We start from the raw sequence: 24,209 nt of genomic DNA on the forward strand, positions 1-24,209 counted from the left end.
AGCGGGCTTGCCACAGAAGACCGCTTGCCACAAGAACCCCGCTCGCCACCTTTAGGCCCTGTTTATTTAACCGGCATGCCATGATCACTTCATGAACCTGATTCAACGCATCGACGCGCTCCTGCCGCAGACCCAGTGCGGCAAGTGCGGGCACCCGGGCTGCAAGCCATACGCCGAAGGCATTGCCCAAGGCGAGGCCATCAACAAATGCCCGCCCGGCGGGCAGGAAACCATCGCCAGCCTGGCGCAACTGCTGCGCCTGCCGGTGCTTGAGTTGGACACGTCCCGTGGCGAAGCGCCCGCGCAGGTGGCCTATATTCGTGAAGCCGAATGCATCGGCTGCACCAAGTGCATCCAGGCGTGCCCGGTGGATGCCATCGTCGGTGCCGCCAAGTTGATGCACACGGTGATCATCGACGAGTGCACCGGCTGCGACCTGTGCGTAGCGCCCTGCCCGGTGGACTGCATAGAGATGCGCCCACTGGCGACTATTGTCCCGGTCGTCGGCGGCCTGGCGAGCAACGACCGCGAGCGCCATGAGCGTGGCGTCAAGCGCGACCGTGCACGGCGGCGTTTCGAGCAGCGCAACGCGCGCCTGCAGCGTGAAGACGCGCACAAACTCGCCGAACGCCTGGCCCGCGCCAAACGTTCGGTGCCGGCGGCGCCGATGCACCTGGACGCGGCGCAAGCGGACCAGGATGCAGCAGTCAAAAAAGCCAAGGTCACTGTGGCAATGAGCCGTGCGCAATTGCACAAGTCACTGAAAGCGTTTGGGCATCCACCGACTTTCGAGCAACAGTCGCAATTAATCCTACTGCAACAACTATTCGAGGCAGCGGAGCAGGCGCTGGCGGCGCTGGAAGTGAACAGCGCACCGGCAGTACCGCTGTCGCCCGGTACCAGCGCCGACCTCAAGCGCGCAAAAATCCAGTTGGCGATGCGCCGAGCCGAACTGAAAAAAGCCCAGGATCAACAGGCCGCCCCGCAGCAATTGGCGCAAGCGCAACACAGGCTTGACGAAGCCCTGCGCCTGGTCGATGCCCATGACTCCACAACCCTGAATACCCGCTGAATTCGCATTCAAGCTGACCGCTTGTGCAAGGAACCGACCGCCCGATGAACGCCGCAAAACGCCTGGAAATTTTCCGCAGGTTTCACGAAGACAATCCGGAACCCAAGACCGAACTGGCCTATTCCTCGCCGTTCGAGTTGCTGATTGCGGTGATCCTCTCGGCCCAGTCCACAGACGTCGGCGTCAACAAGGCCACGGCGAAGCTGTATCCGGTGGCGAACACGCCCGAGGCAATCTATGCCCTGGGTGTGGAAGGGCTGTCGGAATATATCAAGACCATCGGCCTGTATAACAGCAAGGCCAAGAACGTTATCGAAACCTGTCGTCTGCTGATCGAACTGCATGGCAGCGAGGTGCCGCAAACCCGTGAAGCCCTGGAAGCGCTGCCGGGCGTTGGACGTAAAACCGCCAACGTGGTGCTCAACACCGCGTTCCGGCAATTGACCATGGCCGTGGACACCCACATCTTCCGGGTAAGCAACCGCACCGGCATTGCCCGTGGCAAGAACGTGGTAGAGGTGGAAAAGCAGCTGATGAAGTTCGTACCCAAGCCCTACCTGCTCGATTCCCACCACTGGCTGATTCTTCACGGGCGCTACGTTTGCCAGGCACGCAAGCCGCGTTGCGACAGCTGTCGCATCGAAGATCTGTGCGAATACAAGGACAAGACCTCCGACGATTGAGGAACCATTGGTTTTTTCGATCTACCGATTGAAAAAATCTTTTTTACCAGACCATGGATTATCGTTATAAGGGGCGCCAACGGCAGTCTTAGCCCGGAGTGAACCTTATGAGCACTGGCAAGGAACAACTGGAAGTGGAAGACGACCTCGTCGAGTCGGACGACGATGTGGTCGAGGCCCCCGTGGTAGAGGTCGCCAAGACCAATCTGAGCAAACGCCGCACCATCGACAATCTGCTGGAAGAACGACGCTTGCAAAAACAACTGGCCGATTACGACTTCGATCTCTGATTCGAGTGGTCGACGGCCGGAAGCCTCCCTCACGGAGGCTTTTTTCTGCCGGTCATGCAGGCATTGCGCGGGTGCAGTGCCTCGTCTATACCAAGCCGTTACGCTGGGCCAACTCGATAAGGTCTACGAGAGAGCGGGCGTTGAGCTTGAGCAGCAGGCGCGTCTTGTAGGTACTGACGGTCTTGTTGCTGAGGAACATGCCGTCGGCAATCTCCTTGTTGGTCCTGCCCCGAGCCAATTGCTGCAATACCATCATTTCCCGACCCGATAGACGCTCGACCATATCGGCCTCACTGGCATTGCCCATGGTGGAGCGTACCGAATTGAGCGCCTGGTTCGGGAAGTAGCTGTACCCCGACAGGACGGCCTTGATCGCGCTCAGCAGCTCGGTCAGGTCCTGTTGCTTGCACACGTAGCCCGCCGCGCCCGCCTGCATGCAACGCATGGAAAAATGGCCAGGCGCCTGGGAGGTAAGCACCAGCACCTTGAACGGCGCGGGTTGTTTGGTGGAAGACAGCCGGCAAATAACTTCCAGGCCATCAAGTTTGGGAATCCCGATATCCAGTATGACAATGTCCGGCATATGCTCCCGTGCAAGTTGCAACGCATCGACACCGTTATCGGTCTCGGCAACGACCTCATAACCATGACGTTCCATTAGCATACGCACAGCAAGACGAATGACGGGATGATCATCCACGATCAGCACTTTATTCATGAGAAAGTCCAATTTCGCTGTTCGAATTATTTAGAGCAAGCACAATAGCCTAGTCGTTTCCTAGTTGGCATAGCGTTCCCCCCCAAGCAACAGCAAGCAGAGACCCACCCCACAGCGATAAAGGAAATGCCCTACAAAAAAACGCCATCCCGGAAGTATTCCTTTTTATGGATCCTTTCAGACCTTTCCGGGGGCTTACATATTTTGAGTGAAATATCCCAGGCACAGGAGGGGCTGGGTAAACGTGCCGCACATAACTCTCAGGAAATGCCCCTTGCCTCAGGTGTCCGGCCGAGAAAACCGATAAGGGAAATCCGTTTGTTTCAGTTCCATTAAACATATTCACTTACATCCTTAATTCCTACAGACGGTTCAGCTATTTATATATTCGCTGCACTTGCATGAGTGAATTTTCTGTAAGACCAGTTCCTACATAGATGTAAAAAATTCATTCTCCCTACAAACTTTCATCGACAATTCATTCAAATCCAGCTGTTGATAAGGTCTTGAAAAAACATCAACGCATGTTTAAGCGCAATAAACATCGCTAACCGCTGAAAACCGTGCAAAAAAAAGGCCCCTTCGAAAAGGGGCCATTCTTTGCCGCAGGCTGAAACTTAGAACAACGAACGGCCTTTGTTGGCCGCGATGCGCATGCGCAACGCGTTCAACTTGATAAAGCCTGCTGCGTCCGCCTGGTTGTAGGCGCCGCCGTCTTCTTCGAAGGTGGCGATGTTGGCATCGAACAGCGAGTCATCGGACTTGCGACCGGTCACGATCACATTGCCCTTGTACAGCTTGAGCCGCACAACGCCGTTCACGTGAGCCTGAGAGGCGTCGATCATCTGTTGCAGCATCAGACGCTCAGGGCTCCACCAGTAGCCGGTGTAGATCAGGCTGGCGTACTTGGGCATCAGCTCATCCTTGAGGTGAGCCACTTCGCGGTCCAGGGTGATGGACTCGATTGCGCGGTGGGCGCGCAGCATGATGGTGCCGCCTGGAGTCTCGTAGCAGCCACGGGACTTCATGCCCACGTAACGGTTCTCGACGATGTCGAGACGGCCGATACCGTGTTCGCCACCAATGCGGTTCAGGGTCGCAAGCACGGTGGCCGGGGTCATTTCGACGCCATCCAGCGCGACGATGTCACCGTTGCGGTAGGTCAGTTCAAGGTACTGCGGCTTGTCGGGAGCGTTCTCCGGGGAGACGGTCCATTTCCACATGTCTTCTTCGTGCTCGGTCCAGGTGTCTTCCAGCACGCCGCCTTCATAGGAGATGTGCAGCAAGTTGGCGTCCATCGAGTACGGAGACTTCTTCTTGCCGTGGCGCTCGATCGGGATGGCGTGCTTTTCAGCGTAGTCCATCAGCTTTTCACGGGACAGCAGGTCCCACTCACGCCAGGGGGCAATCACTTTCACGCCCGGTTTGAGCGCGTAGGCACCCAGTTCGAAACGCACCTGGTCGTTGCCCTTGCCGGTGGCGCCATGAGAAATGGCGTCGGCGCCGGTTTCGTTGGCGATTTCGATCAGGCGCTTGGCGATCAGCGGGCGTGCGATGGAGGTACCCAGCAGGTACTCGCCTTCGTAGACGGTGTTGGCGCGAAACATCGGGAAAACGAAATCGCGGACGAATTCTTCGCGCAGGTCGTCAATGTAGATCTCTTTCACGCCCATGGCTTGCGCCTTGGCACGTGCAGGTTCGACCTCTTCGCCCTGACCCAGGTCAGCGGTGAAGGTCACCACTTCACAGTTATAAGTATCCTGCAGCCACTTGAGGATCACCGAAGTGTCCAGGCCGCCGGAATACGCGAGAACGACCTTGTTTACGTCGGCCATGCCATCACTCCACGGGGTTGTACGGAAAGCCGTCGATTCTACCGACCAAAACCGTGAATTTACAGAGGCGCGACAGCAAATGAAGATAAAGCGACAGATTATGTCAAGCGAGCGACCGGTGCGCGCCGGTTATGACGTGTGCGCGGGGTTGCTTGGGCCGGCAGCCTGGGGCGCCGGTTTCTCGGGGGCTGCCACGCGTTCAAGCTGAATGTTGACGCGACGGTTGCGCGCCCGGTTGGCCGCGTTGGTGTTGGGCGCCAGCGGATAGCTCTCGCCATGAAAGCGCAGGGTGACCTGGGATTCCTGGATGCCGTTGGCCTTGAAGTAGTCCATCACCGCCAACGCACGGCGACGCGAGACATCGCGGTTGCTCAGGCGGTTGCCGCTATTGTCTGAATGGCCATTGAGTTCGATATGGTTGACGGTGGGATCGGCTTTCATGAACGCCACGATCACATCCAGTTTCTTCTTGGCTGCGGCGTCCAGCTCGATACCGCCCCCCGGGAAACCGACCTCGGTCTGTTTGACCTGGTCATAATTCATCGGCAGCAGCTTGGTGGTGCACAGTTGGTAGTCGTTGTAAGCCTTGTTGAATTTGACCGGCAACAGGCGGATTTCCGAGTAGCCCCCTTCACGCCCGTAGTGTCGGACGGTTGGGCTACGCCCTTCCAACAGCCCCATGAACAGCCGCCCGGCCTGGGCCTGGGAGCTGTTGAACAAGACGTCGCCACTGCCGGCGCGCACGGCGCCGAGGTTGATATCTCCTCGGCCCGGCTGCCAAGGGGCGGCGGCGGCCAGCAAGGTGGCCGAGCCTGTACCCAGCGAGCCGTTATAGGCTTTGAGACGAAACGTCGCCTGCTCACCGGCCCGGCGCACGAACTCACCCGAACCGAAGTCGGTGATCGGCTGGGTCAGGCGGCACTCGAACTGGTCGCCTTCCACCTTCCACTCAATATTCTCCAGACGTGTCTGGAACGTGAGGGCCATCGCAGGCAGGCTGGCGAACACACTGAGCAGGGCTAGATAATGCTGGCGCACGGGAGGCTCCACTGGTTGCTACAACACTTCAAAGCGTCATACATCGATAAGGCATACCCCCTGCTATCGGTCGTATCCTGCAAAACTTGATAGCGAGTGCCTGCAAGAGTCTTTTCCGGTAGCATTCCCACCAGATTGACCCGCCTGGAATCCCCAATGTCCGACCGCCTGACCCTGCTGCGTCCCGACGACTGGCATATTCATCTTCGCGATGGTGCTGCGTTACCCCACACCGTGGCCGATGTCGCGCGCACCTTTGGCCGCGCCATCATCATGCCAAACCTGGTACCTCCGGTGCGTAACGCCGAGCAAGCCGATGCCTATCGCCAGCGGATCCTCGCTGCACGACCGGCCGGCAGCCGCTTCGAACCGCTGATGGTGCTCTACCTCACCGACCGCACCCAGCCTTCGGAGATTCGCGAGGCCAAGGCCAGCGGCTTCGTGCATGCCGCCAAGCTGTACCCGGCCGGCGCGACCACCAACTCCGACTCCGGCGTGACCAGTATCGACAAGATCCTGCCGGCCATCGAAGCCATGGCCGACGTCGGCATGCCGCTGCTGATCCACGGTGAAGTCACCCGTGGCGATGTCGACGTGTTCGATCGCGAGAAGCTTTTCATCGACGAACATATGCGCCGGTTGGTCGAGTTGTTCCCGACCCTCAAGGTGGTATTCGAGCACATCACCACGGCCGATGCCGTGCAGTTCGTGACCGAGGCCTCGGCCAACGTCGGTGCGACCATCACCGCGCATCACCTGTTGTACAACCGCAACCACATGCTGGTGGGCGGGATTCGGCCGCACTTTTATTGCCTGCCAATCCTTAAGCGCAACACCCACCAGGTGGCGTTGCTGGAGGCCGCGACCAGCGGCAATCCGAAATTCTTCCTCGGCACCGACTCCGCGCCCCACGCCCAACACGCCAAGGAAGCCGCGTGTGGCTGCGCCGGCTGCTACACCGCCTTTGCGGCGATCGAGCTGTATGCCGAAGCGTTCGAACAGCGCAACGCCCTGGACAAGCTCGAGGGTTTCGCCAGCCTCAACGGCCCGCGTTTCTATGGCCTGCCGACGAATACCGACCGCATCACCCTGGTTCGTAAAGACTGGACCGCCCCCGCCAGCCTGCCCTTTGGCGAGCTGACCGTTATCCCGCTGCGCGCCGGTGAAACACTGCGCTGGCGCCTGCTGGAGGAAAGCAAGTGAGTGAAGACCATTACGACGACGAACAAGAGCATAACGGTGGCGGTTCCCGTCACCCGATGGCCGAGCGATTTCGCGGTTATCTGCCGGTTGTCATCGACGTAGAAACCGGTGGTTTCAATTGTGCCACCGACGCGCTGCTGGAAATCGCCGCGACCACCATCGGCATGGACGAACAAGGTTTCGTGTTCCCGGAACACACCCACTTCTTCCGCGTCGAGCCGTTCGAAGGCGCCAACGTCGAAGCGGCCGCCCTGGAGTTCACCGGGATCAAGCTCGATCACCCCCTGCGCATGGCGGTGAGTGAAGAAGCGGCGCTGACCGATATCTTCCGTGGCGTGCGCAAGGCGTTGAAGGCCAATGGCTGCAAACGTGCGATCCTGGTCGGCCACAACAGCAGTTTCGACCTGGGCTTCCTGAATGCCGCCGTGGCGCGGCTGGACATGAAGCGCAACCCGTTTCATCCGTTCTCCAGCTTCGACACCGCCACCCTCGCCGGCCTGGCGTATGGCCAGACCGTGCTGGCGAAAGCCTGCCAGGCGGCCGGGATCGACTTCGACGGTCGTGAAGCCCACTCGGCCCGCTACGACACCGAGAAGACCGCCGAACTGTTCTGCGGCATCGTCAATCGCTGGAAGCAGATGGGCGGCTGGGAAGATTTCAACGACTGAAATCCAAGGCATAAAAAACCCGGCTCGGCGCCGGGTTTTTTTATGCCTCGAATCCAGCTTACAGCTTGCCGGCGTTCTCGGTCAGGTAAGCCGCAACACCTTCGGTGGAAGCGGTCATGCCCTTGTCGCCTTTTTTCCAGTTGGCAGGGCAGACTTCGCCGTGCTCTTCGTGGAATTGCAGGGCGTCGACCAGACGGATCAGCTCTTCTATGTTACGACCCAGTGGCAGGTCGTTGATGATCTGGGAGCGAACCACGCCCTTGTCGTCGATCAGGAACGCGCCACGGAAAGCCACGCCGCCTTCGGACTCAACGTCGTAGGCCTTGGCGATGTCGTGCTTCATGTCGGCCGCCATGGTGTATTTGACTTTGCCGATGCCGCCATCATTGATGGCGGTGTTGCGCCAGGCGTTATGGGTGAAATGGGAGTCGATGGAAACGGCCACCACTTCAACGTTGCGCGCCTTGAAATCGTCCATGCGGTGGTCCAGAGCGATCAGCTCCGAAGGGCAGACGAAGGTGAAGTCCAGCGGGTAGAAGAACACCAGGCCGTATTTGCCTTTGATGGCTTCGGACAGTTTGAAGCTGTCAACGATTTCGCCATTGCCGAGAACGGCGGGTACATCGAAATCCGGGGCTTGTTTGCCGACGAGTACGCTCATTGGGTATCTCCTGATGCAAGGGTGACGATTGAAGTAAAAGGACCGGCCTCGAGTCTGCCGTTTATAAGCGACAGCCCTGTGACGCAGTCACGCTTCGTGAAGATCGACCATCATACACTGAAAAAACCGTTCGTCAGTGCGGGCGCGGTGCCAGCCATTACCTTGCGAATCTACTTTGACAATCATTCTCGTTAACATTAAGATCCATCGCACTTAAGCCTTAAACCGCGACGGTTCTCCCTATGTATGTGTGCCTGTGTACCGGCGTCACCGACGGACAAATCCGCGAAGCAATCTACGAAGGTTGCTGCAGCTACAAGGAAGTACGTGAAACCACCGGCGTTGCCAGCCAGTGCGGTAAATGTGCTTGCCTGGCCAAACAAGTGGTACGGGAAACCCTGACGCAGCTGCAGACAGCCCAGGCCGCGCTCCCCTATTCAACAGAATTTACGCACGCCTGATGGGGGTGTTTTAAAGAACCGGACTGGGTGTCCGGTTTTTTTATGCCTGAAATTCAATTAGTTAGCGCCAAGACGCGGAACACAAACATTCTTATTCCGATTAATTTTCATTTATTATTCAATCACTTAGGTTTGACACTAAGGATTTCGCCGCTCAAACTCCGCCTTATACACAGCGATTACAGGGCAGGACCCCAGTCATGAAAGGCGACATCTCAGTCATCCAGCAACTCAACAAAATCCTTGCCAATGAACTGGTCGCGATCAATCAGTACTTTCTGCATGCACGCATGTACGACGATTGGGGCCTGGAAAAGCTCGGCAAGCGCGAATACAAAGAATCCATCAAGGCCATGAAGGATGCTGACGCGCTGATCAAGCGCATCCTGTTCCTGGAAGGCCTGCCAAATGTGCAGGACCTGGGCAAGCTGAACATCGGCGAACACACCCAGGAAATGATCAGCAGCGACTTGGGTTTTGAGCGCAAGAGCCACAGCGATCTCAAGGCCGCTATCGCTCACTGCGAAGCACAGGGTGACTTTGGCAGCCGTGAGCTGCTGGAAGATATCCTGGAAGACCAAGAAGAACATATCGACTGGCTCGAAACCCAACTGGGCCTGATCGACAAGGTCAGCCTGGAAAATTACTTGCAATCGCAAATGGGTGAATAACCCATAGCCCGGCGGCTATAAAAAAGCCCCGCTCTCTTACGAGAAGCGGGGCTTTTTATTGCACTCGGATCACGCGTCAGTCTTGGCTGCCGCTTTCACCGCTGCATCTTTGATCAGCGCCTGCAACGAACCATCAGCGGCCATTTCAGTGATGATGTCGCTACCGCCGACCAGCTCGCCCGCTACCCACAGCTGCGGGAACGTTGGCCAGTTGGCGTACTTCGGCAGATTGGCGCGGATTTCAGGGTTTTGCAGAATATCCACGTAAGCGAACTTCTCGCCACACTGCATCACAGCCTGGGAAGCCTTCGCGGAGAAACCGCACTGAGGAGCGTTTGGCGCGCCCTTCATGTAAAGCAGAATGGTGTTGTTGGCAATCTGCTCTTTGATCGTTTCGATGATATCCATGGAACACCTCGGCTGGAACTTTGCGACTCACAGGTCGGCACGGTGGCGCATTGTAACGCAAAATTCCAGCCGGGTGCTCAGGCGGCTGCTACCTGTACGGGAACGCCGTTCAATGCGGCGTTGCCCGACAACTCGTCCAATTGCCGCTCGTCGGTCAAGTCATTGGCACTGGCGCCTGGCTGTTCGCTGGCGATCGTCATCCGTACGCCTGGGCGGCCATGCCCCCAACCGTGAGGCAGGCTGACGACGCCAGGCATCATCTCCAGACTGGCGACCACCTCCACCTCGATCATGCCGATGCGCGAACTGACACGCACGCGCTGGCCATCGCTCAACTGGCGGCTAGCCAGATCATCGGGATGCATCAGCAATTGATGCCGGGGCTTGCCCTTCACCAGTCGGTGATAGTTATGCATCCACGAATTATTGCTGCGCACATGGCGACGTCCGATCAGCAGCAGTTCATCGGCCATCGGCATCGGCTGCGCCGCAAAACGTACCAGGTCGGCGAGGATCACCGCCGGCGCCGCTTGCACCTTGCCACTCGCGGTTTTCAAACGCGCCGCCAGATTGGGCCTGAGCGGTCCCAGGTCCAGGCCGTGAGGGTGGTCCGCCAACTTCGCCACGCAAAGTTTATGGCTGGATGCATCACCGTAGGTGCCCGCGCGCAGTCCGAAATCAATCATCTGTGCCGGGGGCATGGTCGGCTTGAGCGCGACACTGGTCTGCGCCGCGAACGCACTGGCCAGGCCGACGAAGATCTCCCAGTCATGCAGCGCGCCCTCGGGCTTGGGCAATATCGCCCGATTGAAACGTGTGACGTTCCGCACCGCGAACATATTGAAGGTGGTGTCGTAGTGATCGTTTTCCAACGCTGAGGTGGACGGCAGGATCAGGTCGGCATACCGCGTCGTCTCGTTGATATAGAGATCGATGCTGACCATGAACTCCAGGCCATCCAGGGCTTGCTCCAGTTGCCGCCCATTAGGCGTCGATAACACCGGGTTGCCCGCGACCGTGACCAATGCGCGGATTTGCCCTTCGCCCTCGGTGAGCATTTCCTCAGCCAGGGCCGACACAGGCAACTCCCCACCGTACTCCGGGCGCCCGGAGACCCGGCTCTGCCAGCGATTGAAATGCCCACCGCCGGTCGACGCCACCAAGTCCACGGCCGGGGTGGTGCACAGCGCACCGCCAACACGGTCCAGATTACCGCTCACCAGGTTGATCAATTGCACCAGCCAATGACACAACGTGCCGAACGCCTGGGTCGATACGCCCATGCGGCCGTAACACACCGCCTTGTCGGCAGCGGCGAAGTCCCGCGCCAACTGGCGGATCTGCTCGGCAGGCACCGCGCACTGGCGACTCATAGCCTCGGCGGTGAATCCGGCGATGGCGCGGCGGACATCATCCAGGCCTTCAACCGGCAGGTGGCTATGGCGGGTCAGGTTCTCCGTGAATAACGTGTTGAGCACCCCGAACAACAGGGCCGCATCGCCGCCAGGGCGCACGAACAGGTGCTGGTCGGCCATCGCCGCGGTCTCGCTGCGCCGTGGGTCGACCACCACCACCTTACCGCCGCGGGCCTGGATCGCCTTGAGACGCTTCTCCACATCGGGCACGGTCATGATGCTGCCGTTGGATGCCAGCGGGTTGCCGCCCAGGATCAACATGAAGTCGGTGTGGTCGATGTCCGGGATTGGCAGCAGCAGGCCATGGCCGTACATCAGGTGGCTGGTGAGATGGTGAGGCAACTGGTCTACCGAGGTCGCCGAAAAGCGATTGCGCGTCTTGAGCAAACCCAGGAAGTAATTGCTGTGGGTCATCAACCCGTAGTTGTGCACGCTGGGGTTGCCTTGATACACCGCCACCGCATTCTGCCCATGGCGTGCCTGGATACCCGCCAGCCGTTCGGCCACCAGCGCAAAGGCCTCGTCCCATGCGATGGGCTGCCATTCATTGCCAACCCGCAACATCGGCTGATGCAGGCGGTCGGGATCGTTCTGGATGTCCTGCAGCGCGACGGCCTTGGGGCAGATGTGCCCTCGGCTGAAACTGTCCAGAGCGTCGCCCTTGATCGAGGTAATCGCCAGGCTGCCGTCTTCGGCTCTGGTGGTTTCCAGGGTCAAGCCGCAGATGGCTTCACACAGATGGCAGGCACGGTGGTGGAGAGTCTTGGTCATGGCCAGTCTCTTTATTGGGCTTTGGTCCAACTATGGGCCGCGGCCACCCACGGCGCCACCAACGTTCGCGCCGTGAATCGATGGGCATCAGGCCAGGCCATGGCCAAGCGTGAGTAAATGTTTCAGAAAACCACCCTCCCCCCGCAAAACCGACGCAGCCTGGCCTGCTGGCGCCCCGACGCATTGCAAAAGGTCTCAGCGCCAGTGTACAAATGGCCCGCTGCTGTCTGGAAATCGTCTTCAAACGCGCTCCGGCGCCCTCCTTGAACACCCTTAAAAACCGTAGCCTATTGGAAACACGCGACATTTAATGTCAATATCGCGCCTTCCCCTATTTCGTCGCCCCGTGCGGCTTTCGCCGCAGGTCTCGCCCGTTGTCACAATAAACAAGGCTTTGAGTATCTGCGGTCTGTTGCAAAAGGTAGTTAATGATGAGCGCAAGGCACTTTCTCTCCCTGATGGATTGCACGCCCGAAGAGCTGGTCAGCGTGATCCGTCGAGGCATTGAGCTTAAAGACCTGCGTAACCGCGGCGTACTGTTCGAGCCTTTGAAAAACCGCGTGCTCGGGATGATTTTCGAGAAGTCCTCGACCCGCACCCGCGTGTCTTTCGAGGCCGGTATGATCCAGCTGGGTGGCCAAGCCATCTTCCTGTCCTCGCGCGACACACAGCTGGGCCGTGGTGAACCGATCGCCGACAGCGCCAAGGTGATGTCGAGCATGCTCGATGCGGTGATGATCCGAACCTTCGCCCATAGCACCGTGACCGAATTTTCCGCCAATTCCCGGGTACCGGTGATCAACGGCCTGTCCGATGATCTGCACCCCTGCCAGTTGCTGGCCGATATGCAAACCTTCCTTGAGCACCGTGGTTCGATCCAGGGCAAGACCGTGGCCTGGATCGGTGACGGCAACAACATGTGCAACAGCTATATAGAAGCGGCGATCCAGTTCGACTTCCATTTGCGCATCGCCTGCCCCGAAGGCTTCGAACCCAATGCCGAATTCCTGGCCAAGGCGGACGGCCGCGTGCAACTGCTGCGCGATCCGAAAGACGCCGTGGTCGGCGCGCATCTGGTGAGCACCGACGTCTGGACCTCCATGGGCCAGGAAGAGGAGACCGCCACGCGCCTGGCCCGGTTCGCGCCGTACCAGGTGAACCGCGCGCTGCTCGACCTGGCCGCCCCGGATGTGTTGTTCATGCATTGCCTGCCGGCGCACCGCGGCGAAGAAATCAGCCTCGACCTGCTGGACGACCCACGTTCGGTCGCGTGGGATCAGGCTGAAAACCGCCTGCACGCGCAGAAAGCGCTGCTTGAATTCCTCGTTCCACCGTCGTACCACCACGCATGAGCCAGCCACTACTGCTGAACCTGCGCAACCTGGCATGCGGCTATCAAGACCAGCGAGTGGTGCAGAACCTCAACCTGCACCTCAATGCAGGCGACATCGGCTGCCTGCTCGGCTCTTCCGGCTGCGGCAAGACCACCACACTCCGGGCAATTGCCGGGTTCGAACCGGTGCACGAAGGTGAAATAAGCCTGGCCGGTGAAGTGATCTCCAGTGCCGGATTCACCTTGGCACCCGAGAAACGTCGCATAGGCATGGTATTCCAGGACTACGCACTGTTTCCGCACTTGAGCGTGGCCGACAACATCGCGTTCGGTATTCGCAAGCACCCGCAAAAAGACCGTGTGGTCGCAGAATTGCTCGAGCTGGTAAACCTGAAGAACCTGGGCAAACGCTTCCCCCATGAACTCTCCGGCGGCCAGCAACAACGCGTCGCCCTCGCCCGCGCCTTGGCGCCGGAACCCGCGCTGTTGCTGCTCGATGAACCGTTTTCCAACCTGGACGGCGAGTTGCGCCGCAAGCTCAGCCACGAAGTACGCGATATCCTCAAGGCACGGGGCACCAGCGCGATCCTGGTGACCCATGACCAGGAAGAAGCCTTCGCGGTCAGCGACCAGGTCGGTGTTTTCAAGGAGGGCCGGCTTGAACAGTGGGACACGCCCTACAACCTCTATCACGAACCGCAGACGCCTTACGTCGCCAGCTTTATCGGCCAGGGCTACTTCATCCGCGGGCAATTGAGTTCGCCTGAATCGGTCAGCACCGAACTGGGTGAGCTGCGCGGCAACCGTGCGTATACCTGGCCTACGGGTGGCGCGGTGGACGTGCTGCTGCGCCCGGACGACATCGTCCACGCGCCGGATAGCGCGTTGACAGCACGGATTGTCGGCAAGACATTCCTCGGTGCGTCGACCTTGTACCGCCTGCAATTGCCGACGGGCGCCCAGCTGGAGTCGATTTTTCCCAGCCATGCAGACCATCAGGTCGGGGCGCAGGTGGGGATTCGGGTTGCGGCTGAACATCTGGTGTTGTTCCAGGCATCGGGTAGCACTGCCGCGCAAATCCCGCAGGCCGAATCAGGCGTGCGGCGTTACAGTCCAGCTCACTGACGAAACCCAATCAGAATGTGGGAGCTGGCTTGCCTGCTCTCACATTGGAACTTCTTTGGCTTCGAAAGTGAGGTTCACGCCCGACCAATCGGTGCAAACTTGGCCTGGGTATGCTCCGCCAGCACCGCCGCCGGCAACTCGACTTCCAACCCCCTCCTCCCCGCACTCACAAAAATCGTCGCAAACGGCTGCGCCGTCACATCGATAAACGTGCGCAGGCGCTTCTTCTGCCCCAACGGGCTGATGCCGCCCAGCAGGTAGCCGGTCGAGCGCTGCGCCGCTGCCGGGTCGGCCATCTCGACTTTTTTCACCCCCGCGGCCTGTGCCAGAGCCTTCAAGTCCAGACTTCCGACGACCGGCACCACCGCCACCAACAATTCGCCTTTCTCGCTGCTGGCCAGCAAGGTCTTGAATACCTGCGCCGGGTCGAGCGCCAATTTTTCCGCGGCCTCCAGCCCATACGACGCCGCCTTTGGGTCATGTTCGTAACTGTGGATGCGATGTTCGGCGCGAACTTTTTTCAACAAGTCCAATGCAGGGGTCATGACGTCTCCGGGCGTGGCAAACAGATGGCCGATTCTAGGCCAAGCCCGCGTAAAACGCTCTAGTTCGCCCACTTTCAAGGTGCACGCGCAGCATGACAAATGTGATCATTCACGAGACCAATAGTTTGAAAGTGACTGACAGTTCACTTTCGACCTTTGACAGCCGTCATTCTTGTCTATATTTTTTCGTTTCCGAATACTGTAGGAATAGACTTACAGCGTTCCAGCAGTAAGCCGTGTCCGGGATGGGGATCCTTGCCACGGTGAAAATCGCGCAACAGCCCGTTGAGGCCGTGCGCCAGACAAGAACAACAACTGAGGTTTTCCATGACAACTGCTCTTCAACAGCCTTCACTTTCGAGCCAATGCATGGCCGAGTTCCTGGGGACTGCGCTACTGATCTTCTTCGGTACAGGATGCGTCGCTGCGCTCAAGGTCGCGGGTGCCAGCTTTGGCTTGTGGGAGATCAGTATCATCTGGGGCGTCGGCGTCAGCATGGCGATCTACCTGAGCGCCGGCATTTCCGGGGCTCACCTCAACCCTGCCGTCAGCATCGCCCTTTGTCTTTTCGCCGACTTCGACAAGCGCAAACTGCCCTTCTATATCCTCGCCCAGATCGCCGGCGCCTTCTGCTCGGCCGCGCTGGTCTACACGCTCTACAGCAATCTTTTTTTCGATTACGAACAAACCCACCATATGGTGCGCGGCTCCCAGGCAAGCCTGGAGCTGGCGTCGGTGTTCTCCACCTACCCCCATGCGCTGCTGAGCACTGCCCAGGCGTTCCTGGTGGAAATGGTCATCACCGCGATTCTGATGGGTGTGATCATGGCCCTCACCGATGACAACAACGGCCTGCCACGCGGCCCGCTGGCACCGCTGCTGATCGGTCTGCTGATCGCGGTGATCGGCAGCGCCATGGGCCCGCTGACCGGCTTTGCGATGAACCCGGCGCGGGATTTCGGCCCCAAGCTGATGACCTTTTTCGCGGGTTGGGGTGAAATGGCCTTTACCGGTGGCCGCGATATTCCCTACTTCCTGATACCGATTTTCGCGCCGATCGTCGGCGCATGCCTGGGTGCTGCGGCCTATCGCGGGTTGATTGCCCGCCATCTGCCGAGCGCCGCACCTGCTATAGCTGAAGAAACACCTGACACGGCTGTCAACGGCAATACGCGTATTTCCTGAAAACGCCAGCCTGGTCCCCTGCCCTTCGCGGCCCAGGCTGATTTCTGACTTCCTTATTTTCATGCAAGGCAATCGACATGACCGACCTTCAGAATAAGAACTACATCATTGCCCTTGACCAGGGCACCACCAGTTCGCGCGCGATCATCTTTGACCGTGACGCCAACGTGGTCTGCACCGCCCAGCGTGAATTCACCCAGCATTACCCGCAAGCCGGCTGGGTCGAGCATGACCCGATGGAAATCTTCGCCACCCAGAGCGCGGTGATGGTCGAGGCACTGGCCCAAGCCGGCCTGCACCATGACCAGGTTGCCGCCATCGGCATTACCAACCAGCGCGAAACCACTGTGGTCTGGGACAAGGTCACCGGCCGCCCGATCTACAACGCGATCGTCTGGCAATGCCGGCGCAGCACCGAGATCTGCCAGCAGCTCAAGCGCGACGGCCACGAGCAATACATCAACGACAGCACTGGCCTGGTGACCGACCCGTACTTCTCCGGCACCAAGCTCAAGTGGATCCTCGATCACGTCGAAGGCAGCCGCGAGCGTGCGCGCAACGGCGAGTTGCTGTTCGGCACCATCGACAGCTGGCTGATCTGGAAATTTACCGGCGGCAAGACCCACGTCACCGACTACACCAACGCTTCGCGCACCATGCTCTTCAACATCCACACCCTGGAGTGGGATGCGAAGATGCTGGAGATCCTCGACGTGCCGCGCGAAATGCTGCCCGAAGTGAAGTCCTCCTCGGAAATCTACGGCCGCACCAAGAGCGGCATTGCCATCGGTGGTATCGCCGGCGACCAACAGGCTGCGCTGTTCGGCCAGATGTGCGTCGAAGCCGGCCAGGCAAAAAACACCTACGGCACCGGCTGCTTCCTATTGATGAACACCGGCGACAAGGCGGTGAAATCCAAGCACGGCATGCTCACCACCATCGCCTGCGGCCCGCGTGGCGAAGTGGCCTACGCCTTGGAAGGCGCCGTGTTCAACGGCGGTTCCACCGTGCAATGGCTGCGCGATGAGCTGAAAATCATCAATGACGCCCACGACACCGAATACTTCGCCGGCAAGGTCAAGGACAGCAACGGCGTGTACCTGGTCCCGGCGTTCACCGGCTTGGGCGCGCCCTACTGGGACCCGTATGCCCGTGGCGCGCTGTTCGGCCTGACCCGTGGCGTACGCGTGGATCACATTATTCGTGCAGCCCTGGAGTCGATTGCCTACCAGACCCGCGACGTGCTCGACGCTATGCAACAGGACTCGGGCGAACGCCTCAAGTCGCTGCGTGTGGACGGCGGCGCGGTGGCGAACAACTTCCTGATGCAATTCCAGGCCGATATCCTCGGCACACAGGTCGAGCGCCCGCAAATGCGCGAAACCACCGCATTGGGTGCGGCGTACCTGGCGGGCCTGGCCTGCGGTTTCTGGAGCAGCCTGGACGAATTGCGCGGCAAGGCGGTGATCGAGCGCGAATTCGAACCGCAGTTGGACGAAGTCGCCAAGGAGAAGCTCTACGCCGGCTGGCAAAAAGCGGTGAGCCGTACCCGTGACTGGGAGCCCCACGAAGGCGCTGAATAAGCCAGGCGTCACAACCCATATGGGGTTGTAACTGGCAGGGAGCGGATTCCTGCGTCATCATGGGCCACTTTTGTATGGCAGCCCAAAGGACGCCCCATGAATCTGCCTCCCCGCCAACAACAAATCCTCGAGCTGGTCCGCGAACGCGGCTATGTCAGTATCGAGGAAATGGCGCAGCTGTTCGTTGTCACCCCGCAAACCATCCGCCGCGATATCAACCAGTTGGCGGACGCCAATCTGCTGCGCCGCTACCACGGCGGCGCGGCCTATGACTCCAGTGTCGAAAACACCGCATACGCCATGCGTGCCGACCAGATGCGCGACGAAAAACAGCGCATCGGCGAAGCCATCGCCGCGCAGATCCCCGATCACGCCTCGCTGTTCATCAATATCGGCACCACCACCGAATCCATCGCGCGTGCGTTGCTCAATCACAATCACCTGAAAATCATCACCAACAACCTCAACGTGGCCACCATGCTCAGCGCCAAGGACGACTTCGACGTGCTGCTCACGGGCGGGAATGTGCGACGCGACGGCGGTGTGGTGGGCCAGGCGAGTGTCGACTTCATCAACCAGTTCAAGGTCGATTTTGCCCTGGTGGGTATCAGCGGGATCGACGAAGACGGCAGCCTGCTGGACTTTGATTACCAGGAGGTGCGGGTTTCCCAGGCGATCATTGCCAATGCGCGAAAGGTGATCCTGGCGGCGGACTCCAGCAAATTCGGGCGCAATGCCATGATTCGCCTCGGGCCGATCAGCCTGGTGGACTGCCTGGTGACCGATCAGCAGCCGGTGCCGGCGTTGGTGCAGTTGTTGAGTGAGCATAAGGTGAGGCTGGAGGTCGTCTAGCGTCTGCACCGCCGCCATCGCGGGCAAGCCCGCTCCCACATTTGATCGAGTTCCGGCATGGGAATGCGGCCACCTGTGGGAGCGGGCTTGCCCGCGAAGGCGATCCATCCAGCACTCATTCTCTCGAGCCTGGCCCAGGCTCACGTTCACAAATTTTCCTTTCCCCCTCCTTCGATGAGTTTTTTCAATCGAACTCGACTGGCTGTGCCCGCGTTTATCAGCTACCATTTTCGCAAATGAACATTAATGTTCGAATTCCAATACGAAAAGATCGAGAGGCCAGCCGATGAACCCTTCTACCTTGCCTGCTCCACCGCTTGCCGAAGTCTATGACGTTGCCGTAATCGGCGGCGGGATCAACGGCGTCGGCATTGCAGCAGACGCAGCCGGGCGCGGTTTGTCGGTATTCCTTTGCGAAAAGGACGATCTGGCCAGCCACACGTCTTCCGCCAGTAGCAAACTGATTCACGGCGGCCTGCGCTACCTTGAACACTACGAATTCCGCCTGGTGCGTGAAGCGCTGGCTGAACGTGAAGTGTTGCTGGCCAAGGCGCCGCATATCGTCAAGCAGATGCGCTTCGTCCTGCCGCACCGCCCGCACCTGCGTCCGGCCTGGATGATCCGCGCCGGCCTGTTCCTGTATGACAACCTGGGCAAGCGCGAAAAACTGGCCGGTTCGAAAAGCCTCAAGTTCGGCCCGGACAGCCCGTTGAAAAGCGAAATCACCAAAGGCTTCGAATATTCCGACTGCTGGGTCGATGACGCCCGCCTCGTCGTGTTGAACGCCATGGCCGCCCGCGAAAAAGGCGCGCACATCCACACCCAGACCCGTTGCGTCAGTGCCCACCGCAGCAAGGGCCTGTGGGAAATGAACATGGAACGCGCCGACGGCAGCCTGTTCTCGATCCGTGCCCGTGCGCTGGTGAACGCCGCAGGCCCGTGGGTCGCCAAGTTCATCAAGGACGACCTGAAGCTGGACTCGCCGTACGGCATCCGCCTGATCCAGGGCAGCCACCTGATCGTGCCCAAACTTTATGAAGGTGCGCATGCGCACATCCTGCAGAACGAAGACCAGCGCATCGTTTTCACCATTCCGTACCTGAACCACTTGACCATCATCGGCACCACCGACCGCGAGTACAGCGGCGACCCGGCTGCAGTTGCGATCACCGAAGGTGAAACCGACTACATGCTCAAAGTGGTTAATGCGCATTTCAAGAAACAAGTGAGTCGCGACGACATCGTCCACACCTACTCCGGTGTGCGCCCGTTGTGCAATGACGAGTCGGACAACCCGTCGGCCATCACCCGCGACTACACCCTGGCCTTGTCGGGCGGCACAGGCGAGGCGCCGATCCTGTCGGTGTTCGGCGGCAAGTTGACCACGTACCGCAAGCTTGCCGAATCGGCCATGGCGCAACTGGCGCCGTACTTCACCCAGATGCGCCCGAGCTGGACCGCCAAGGCCAGCCTGCCGGGCGGCGAAGACATGACGACGCCGGAAGCTCTGGCCGAAGCCATTCGCAGCAAATTCGACTGGGTGCCGAGCGAGATCGCCCGCCGTTGGTCCACCACCTACGGCAGCCGCACCTGGCGCTTGCTGGAAGGCGTGCAATCCCTGGCCGACCTGGGCGAGCACTTGGGTGGTGGCCTGTACACCCGCGAAGTCGACTACCTGTGCGCCGAAGAGTGGGCGACCCAAGCTCAGGACGTGCTGTGGCGCCGCACCAAGCTCGGCCTGTTCACCACCGCGCAGGAGCAGGAAAGCGTGCAACGTTACCTGTCCAAGGTCGAGCAGAACCGCAGCAAGACCCAGGCTGCCTGACACACCCGTAATCCTGTAGGAGCGAGCTTGCTCGCGAAAAACGCAAAACGCCGCGTTCATGCTGAATAAACGCGGCGTTCTCAGGGTTTTCGCGAGCAAGCTCGCTCCTACAGGCCCATTCGGTTTTCCGAACACCACACGACAACCTATTCGGTTTGCCGGACCCAAGGCTTAAAAAAACTCGTCATATAAACTTAATCCCCAACTAAATCATGCAGTTAATCTTTTACTGCTGGTATGGCACGACTCATGCTCTACACTCTTGGACGATTGCCTGGGACGCCTCAGGAGCCGTCACGGGCATTCGCTGTACAAGAGAGCCGTTTAGCTGGCTTCATAAAAAAAACAAATGTCGAGGAAGTATTGATGCGCATCGTTCCCCATATTCTGGGCGCAGCTATCGCTGCCGCTCTGATCAGCACTCCAGTGTTCGCCGCTGAACTCACCGGCACCCTGAAGAAGATCAACGACTCCGGCACCATCACTCTCGCTCACCGCGACAGCTCCATTCCGTTTTCCTACATCGCGGATGGTTCGGGCAAACCCGTGGGCTACTCCCACGACATTCAATTGGCTATCGTTGAAGCCCTGAAAAAAGACCTGAACAAACCCGACCTGAAGACCAAGTACAACCTGGTCACCTCGCAAACCCGTATTCCGCTGATCCAGAACGGCACCGCGGACCTTGAGTGCGGCTCCACCACCAACAATGCCGAACGCGCCCAGCAAGTCGACTTCACCACCAATATCTTCGAAATCGGCACTCGCCTGCTGGTCAAGAAAGACAAGGAAGGCAAGCCGTCCTACGCCGACTTCGCCGATCTGAAAGGCAAGAACGTCGTGACCACCGCCGGCACCACGTCCGAGCGCATCCTCAAGGCGATGAACGCCGACAAGCAGATGGGCATGAACGTCATCTCCGCCAAAGACCACGGCGAATCCTTCCAGATGCTCGAAAGCGGCCGCGCGGTTGCCTTCATGATGGATGACGCCCTGCTCGCCGGTGAAGAAGCCAAGGCCAAGAAGCCGGACGACTGGGTCATCACCGGTACGCCGCAGTCCTTCGAAGCCTATGCCTGCATGGTTCGCAAAGGCGATCCGGACTTCAAGAAAGCCGTGGATAACGCCATCGTCGGTCTGTACAAATCCGGCGAGATCAACAAGATCTACGCCAAATGGTTCGAAAGCCCGATCCCGCCAAAAGGCCTGAACCTGAACTTCCCGATGAGTGAAAAGGTGAAGGAGCTGATCGCCAACCCAAGCGACAAACCAGCGCCTGACGTAAAAATCTGATACCTGACTAAGCTTATCGCCTGAGGGAGCCAACCCTCCCTCAGGCGTCTGTTACTACCTGCTGGTTTTACTTTGGAACACTCGACCTGGCGGTTTTCGAGCCGATCGCGTGTGCCTGGCGTTCATCGCCGGGCGGGAATGGACTTTCCCCAAGCGGGTGCTTGTACATCGATCGATTTCGGGGGAGACCCTAATGAATTACAACTGGGACTGGGGCGTATTCTTCAAGTCCACGGGCGTTGGCAGCGAGACGTATCTCGACTGGTACATCGCCGGTTTGGGCTGGACTATAGCCATCGCTGTCGTGGCGTGGATCATCGCCTTGCTGCTGGGGTCCGTCCTGGGCGTCATGCGCACGGTGCCGAACCGCCTCGTGGCGGGCATCGCGACCTGCTACGTCGAACTGTTTCGCAATGTGCCGCTGCTGGTTCAGCTGTTCATCTGGTACTTCCTGATACCCGACCTGCTGCCCCAGGGCCTGCAGGACTGGTACAAACAGGACCTCAACCCGACCACCTCGGCTTACCTGAGCGTGGTCGTGTGCCTGGGCCTGTTCACCGCCGCCCGTGTGTGCGAACAGGTGCGCACCGGCATCCAGGCGCTGCCACGCGGCCAGGAATCCGCCGCGCGGGCCATGGGTTTCAAGCTGCCGCAGATCTACTGGAACGTGTTGCTGCCCCAGGCCTACCGGATCATCATTCCGCCGCTCACCTCGGAATTCCTCAACGTGTTCAAGAACTCCTCCGTGGCGTCCTTGATCGGCCTGATGGAGCTGCTGGCGCAAACCAAGCAGACCGCCGAGTTCTCGGCCAACCTGTTCGAGGCCTTCACCCTGGCCACCCTGATCTACTTCACCTTGAACATGAGCCTGATGCTGCTGATGCGCGTGGTCGAGAAGAAAGTCGCGGTGCCCGGCCTGATCTCCGTGGGGGGTAAATAATGGAATTCGATTTCAGCGGCATCATCCCCGCCATCCCGGGCCTGTGGAACGGCATGGTCATGACCTTGCAGTTGATGGTCATGGGCGTGGTCGGCGGCATCATCCTGGGCACGATCCTCGCCCTGATGCGCCTGTCGTCCAGCAAACTGCTGTCACGCGTGGCCGGCGCCTATGTGAACTATTTCCGCTCGATCCCGCTGCTGCTGGTGATCACCTGGTTCTACCTGGCGGTACCGTTCGTGCTGCGCTGGATCACAGGCGAAGACACCCCGATCGGTGCATTCACCTCCTGCGTCGTGGCCTTCATGATGTTCGAAGCCGCGTACTTCTGTGAAATCGTGCGGGCCGGCGTGCAGTCGATCCCCAAGGGCCAGATGGCGGCGGCACAGGCCATGGGCATGACCTACGGCCAGACCATGCGCCTGATCATCCTGCCCCAGGCATTCCGCAAGATGACGCCGTTGCTGCTGCAGCAGTCGATCATCCTGTTCCAGGACACCTCGCTGGTCTACACCGTGGGCCTGGTGGACTTCCTCAACTCCGCCCGCTCCAACGGCGACATCATCGGCCGCTCCAACGAGTTCCTGATCTTCGCCGGTGTGGTCTACTTCATCATCAGCTTTTCCGCCTCGCTGCTGGTCAAGCGTCTGCAAAAAAGGTTTGCCGTATGATCTCTATCAAGAACATCAACAAGTGGTATGGCGACTTCCAGGTGCTGACCGATTGCAGCACCGAGGTTAAAAAAGGCGAAGTGATCGTGGTGTGCGGGCCGTCCGGCTCGGGCAAATCCACCCTGATCAAATGCGTCAACGCACTGGAACCGTTCCAGAAGGGCGACGTTATCGTGGACGGCACGTCGATTGCCGACCCGAAGACCAACCTGCCGCAACTGCGTTCACGCGTGGGCATGGTGTTCCAGCACTTCGAACTGTTCCCGCACCTGACCATCACCGAAAACCTGACCATCGCGCAGATCAAGGTGCTCGGCCGCAGCAAGGAAGAAGCCACCAAGAAAGGCCTGCAACTGCTCGAGCGCGTGGGCCTGTCGGCGCACGCCCACAAGCACCCGGGCCAACTCTCCGGCGGCCAGCAACAGCGTGTGGCAATCGCCCGCGCGCTGGCCATGGACCCGATCGTCATGCTGTTCGACGAACCGACCTCGGCGCTGGACCCGGAAATGGTCAACGAAGTACTGGACGTGATGGTGCAGCTGGCTCAGGAAGGCATGACCATGATGTGCGTGACCCACGAAATGGGCTTCGCCCGCAAAGTGGCCGACCGCGTGATCTTCATGGACGCCGGCAAGATCATCGAAGACTGCCCGAAAGAAGAGTTCTTCGGCGACATCAGCGCCCGCTCCGAACGCGCGCAGCACTTCCTTGAGAAAATCCTGCAGCACTAAGAGCAACATCAGTCCCGTCTGTGAAGATGGGCTTGTTGTGGCGAGCGGGCTTGCCCCGCGTTGGGCTGCGAAGCGGCCCCAGTAATGAGGAACGCGGTGTGTCTGGCAATCCTCAGTCGCTGGTTTTGGGGCCGCTACGCAGCCCAACGCGGGGCAAGCCCGCTCGCCACAATAACCCCGCTCGCCACTGGACAAGCACCATCAGCACAACTGGTTGACCCAAGGCATCTGT

The 24,209-nt window shown here is 59.4% G+C and carries 24 protein-coding genes; 17 read left to right on the forward strand and 7 right to left on the reverse strand.

Annotated features, from left to right (window positions below):
* Window positions 1–91: 91 nt before the first annotated feature.
* The 3 genes from rsxB to H0Z09_RS16560 all read left to right on the forward strand — a co-directional run bounded on the left by rsxB (window position 92) and on the right by H0Z09_RS16560 (window position 2,045).
* Window positions 92–1,072, forward strand: a complete 981-nt coding sequence (rsxB, locus tag H0Z09_RS16550) for an electron transport complex subunit RsxB (protein WP_186691488.1) — start codon at window positions 92–94, stop codon at window positions 1,070–1,072.
* Between the two features lie 44 nt (window positions 1,073–1,116).
* Window positions 1,117–1,755 carry an endonuclease III gene (gene nth, locus H0Z09_RS16555; protein WP_186691489.1) on the forward strand — a complete coding sequence of 213 codons (639 nt, stop codon included), beginning with the start codon at window positions 1,117–1,119 and terminating at the stop codon, window positions 1,753–1,755.
* A 107-nt stretch (window positions 1,756–1,862) separates the two neighbouring features.
* Complete coding sequence (locus H0Z09_RS16560) at window positions 1,863–2,045, forward strand: hypothetical protein (protein WP_076951412.1); 183 nt, start codon at window positions 1,863–1,865, stop codon at window positions 2,043–2,045.
* An 85-nt stretch (window positions 2,046–2,130) separates the two neighbouring features.
* On the opposite strand, the gene H0Z09_RS16565 is transcribed toward H0Z09_RS16560, so the two are convergent.
* The 3 genes from H0Z09_RS16565 to H0Z09_RS16575 form a co-directional block, all read right to left on the reverse strand.
* A complete protein-coding gene (locus H0Z09_RS16565; RefSeq protein ID WP_010212736.1) occupies window positions 2,131–2,763 on the reverse strand; it encodes a response regulator transcription factor in 633 nt (210 codons plus the stop codon).
* A gap of 617 nt (window positions 2,764–3,380) precedes the next feature.
* On the reverse strand, window positions 3,381–4,598 hold the full coding sequence (locus H0Z09_RS16570; protein WP_012722490.1) for an argininosuccinate synthase: 1,218 nt from the start codon (window positions 4,596–4,598) through the stop codon (window positions 3,381–3,383).
* Window positions 4,599–4,727: 129 nt separating this feature from the next.
* Window positions 4,728–5,636: an OmpA family protein gene (locus H0Z09_RS16575; protein ID WP_186691490.1), complete on the reverse strand. Its 909-nt coding sequence runs from the start codon at window positions 5,634–5,636 to the stop codon at window positions 4,728–4,730.
* Between the two features lie 156 nt (window positions 5,637–5,792).
* Here H0Z09_RS16575 and pyrC point away from each other — a divergent pair, with 156 nt between their 5' ends.
* Entirely contained in the window at window positions 5,793–6,839 is a 1,047-nt protein-coding gene (gene pyrC / locus H0Z09_RS16580; RefSeq protein WP_186691491.1) for a dihydroorotase, read from the forward strand.
* Window positions 6,836–7,507, forward strand: a complete 672-nt coding sequence (gene rnt / locus H0Z09_RS16585) for a ribonuclease T (RefSeq protein ID WP_186691492.1) — start codon at window positions 6,836–6,838, stop codon at window positions 7,505–7,507. The genes pyrC and rnt overlap by 4 nt, the downstream gene beginning before the upstream one ends.
* A 58-nt stretch (window positions 7,508–7,565) precedes the next feature.
* On the opposite strand, the gene H0Z09_RS16590 is transcribed toward rnt, so the two are convergent.
* The gene (locus tag H0Z09_RS16590; RefSeq protein WP_186691493.1) at window positions 7,566–8,168 is read right to left on the reverse strand and encodes a peroxiredoxin; all 603 of its coding nucleotides are present in this window, start codon (window positions 8,166–8,168) and stop codon (window positions 7,566–7,568) included.
* Between the two features lie 242 nt (window positions 8,169–8,410).
* Between H0Z09_RS16590 and H0Z09_RS16595 the strand changes: the two genes are divergently transcribed.
* Both H0Z09_RS16595 and bfr read left to right on the forward strand, forming a co-directional pair.
* Window positions 8,411–8,629, forward strand: coding sequence for a bacterioferritin-associated ferredoxin (locus H0Z09_RS16595; RefSeq protein WP_017526354.1), 219 nt, complete (start codon window positions 8,411–8,413; stop codon window positions 8,627–8,629).
* A gap of 200 nt (window positions 8,630–8,829) precedes the next feature.
* On the forward strand, window positions 8,830–9,300 hold the full coding sequence (gene bfr, locus H0Z09_RS16600) for a bacterioferritin (RefSeq protein WP_186691494.1): 471 nt from the start codon (window positions 8,830–8,832) through the stop codon (window positions 9,298–9,300).
* Window positions 9,301–9,369: 69 nt separating this feature from the next.
* Here bfr and grxD read toward each other — a convergent pair whose 3' ends face one another.
* Complete coding sequence (gene grxD / locus H0Z09_RS16605) at window positions 9,370–9,708, reverse strand: Grx4 family monothiol glutaredoxin (protein WP_076951407.1); 339 nt, start codon at window positions 9,706–9,708, stop codon at window positions 9,370–9,372.
* 77 nt (window positions 9,709–9,785) lie between these two features.
* On the reverse strand, window positions 9,786–11,894 hold the full coding sequence (locus H0Z09_RS16610) for a molybdopterin oxidoreductase family protein (RefSeq protein ID WP_186691495.1): 2,109 nt from the start codon (window positions 11,892–11,894) through the stop codon (window positions 9,786–9,788).
* Between the two features lie 431 nt (window positions 11,895–12,325).
* Here H0Z09_RS16610 and argF point away from each other — a divergent pair, with 431 nt between their 5' ends.
* Window positions 12,326–13,246 (forward strand): ornithine carbamoyltransferase, encoded by a 921-nt coding sequence (gene argF / locus H0Z09_RS16615; protein ID WP_076951405.1) that lies wholly within the window; start codon window positions 12,326–12,328, stop codon window positions 13,244–13,246.
* On the forward strand, window positions 13,243–14,352 hold the full coding sequence (locus H0Z09_RS16620; RefSeq protein WP_186691496.1) for an ABC transporter ATP-binding protein: 1,110 nt from the start codon (window positions 13,243–13,245) through the stop codon (window positions 14,350–14,352). The genes argF and H0Z09_RS16620 overlap by 4 nt, the downstream gene beginning before the upstream one ends.
* A 74-nt stretch (window positions 14,353–14,426) precedes the next feature.
* Here the strand turns inward: H0Z09_RS16620 and ybaK are convergent, their stop codons facing one another.
* Window positions 14,427–14,897: a Cys-tRNA(Pro) deacylase gene (gene ybaK / locus H0Z09_RS16625; protein ID WP_076951403.1), complete on the reverse strand. Its 471-nt coding sequence runs from the start codon at window positions 14,895–14,897 to the stop codon at window positions 14,427–14,429.
* A 327-nt stretch (window positions 14,898–15,224) separates the two neighbouring features.
* On the opposite strand from ybaK, the gene H0Z09_RS16630 reads away from it, so the two are divergent.
* From H0Z09_RS16630 to H0Z09_RS16665, 8 genes are all read left to right on the forward strand, one after another.
* A complete protein-coding gene (locus H0Z09_RS16630; protein ID WP_186691497.1) occupies window positions 15,225–16,082 on the forward strand; it encodes an MIP/aquaporin family protein in 858 nt (285 codons plus the stop codon).
* A gap of 77 nt (window positions 16,083–16,159) precedes the next feature.
* Entirely contained in the window at window positions 16,160–17,665 is a 1,506-nt protein-coding gene (gene glpK / locus H0Z09_RS16635; protein ID WP_076951401.1) for a glycerol kinase GlpK, read from the forward strand.
* A gap of 96 nt (window positions 17,666–17,761) precedes the next feature.
* Window positions 17,762–18,517, forward strand: a complete 756-nt coding sequence (locus H0Z09_RS16640) for a DeoR/GlpR family transcriptional regulator (protein ID WP_076951400.1) — start codon at window positions 17,762–17,764, stop codon at window positions 18,515–18,517.
* 286 nt (window positions 18,518–18,803) lie between these two features.
* Window positions 18,804–20,342, forward strand: coding sequence for a glycerol-3-phosphate dehydrogenase (gene glpD / locus H0Z09_RS16645; protein WP_186691498.1), 1,539 nt, complete (start codon window positions 18,804–18,806; stop codon window positions 20,340–20,342).
* A gap of 366 nt (window positions 20,343–20,708) precedes the next feature.
* The gene (locus tag H0Z09_RS16650; RefSeq protein WP_186691499.1) at window positions 20,709–21,635 is read left to right on the forward strand and encodes a glutamate/aspartate ABC transporter substrate-binding protein; all 927 of its coding nucleotides are present in this window, start codon (window positions 20,709–20,711) and stop codon (window positions 21,633–21,635) included.
* A 193-nt stretch (window positions 21,636–21,828) separates the two neighbouring features.
* Window positions 21,829–22,575 (forward strand): amino acid ABC transporter permease, encoded by a 747-nt coding sequence (locus tag H0Z09_RS16655; RefSeq protein ID WP_186691500.1) that lies wholly within the window; start codon window positions 21,829–21,831, stop codon window positions 22,573–22,575.
* Window positions 22,575–23,246 carry an ABC transporter permease subunit gene (locus H0Z09_RS16660; protein ID WP_057021812.1) on the forward strand — a complete coding sequence of 224 codons (672 nt, stop codon included), beginning with the start codon at window positions 22,575–22,577 and terminating at the stop codon, window positions 23,244–23,246. Before H0Z09_RS16655 ends, H0Z09_RS16660 begins: the two co-directional genes overlap by 1 nt.
* Window positions 23,243–23,977: an amino acid ABC transporter ATP-binding protein gene (locus tag H0Z09_RS16665; RefSeq protein ID WP_076951395.1), complete on the forward strand. Its 735-nt coding sequence runs from the start codon at window positions 23,243–23,245 to the stop codon at window positions 23,975–23,977. The genes H0Z09_RS16660 and H0Z09_RS16665 overlap by 4 nt, the downstream gene beginning before the upstream one ends.
* The last annotated feature ends 232 nt before the right edge of the window (window positions 23,978–24,209 follow it).

The sequence above is a fragment of the Pseudomonas sp. SWRI18 genome (genome assembly GCF_014268345.1).
Classification (GTDB): domain Bacteria; phylum Pseudomonadota; class Gammaproteobacteria; order Pseudomonadales; family Pseudomonadaceae; genus Aquipseudomonas; species Aquipseudomonas cedrina.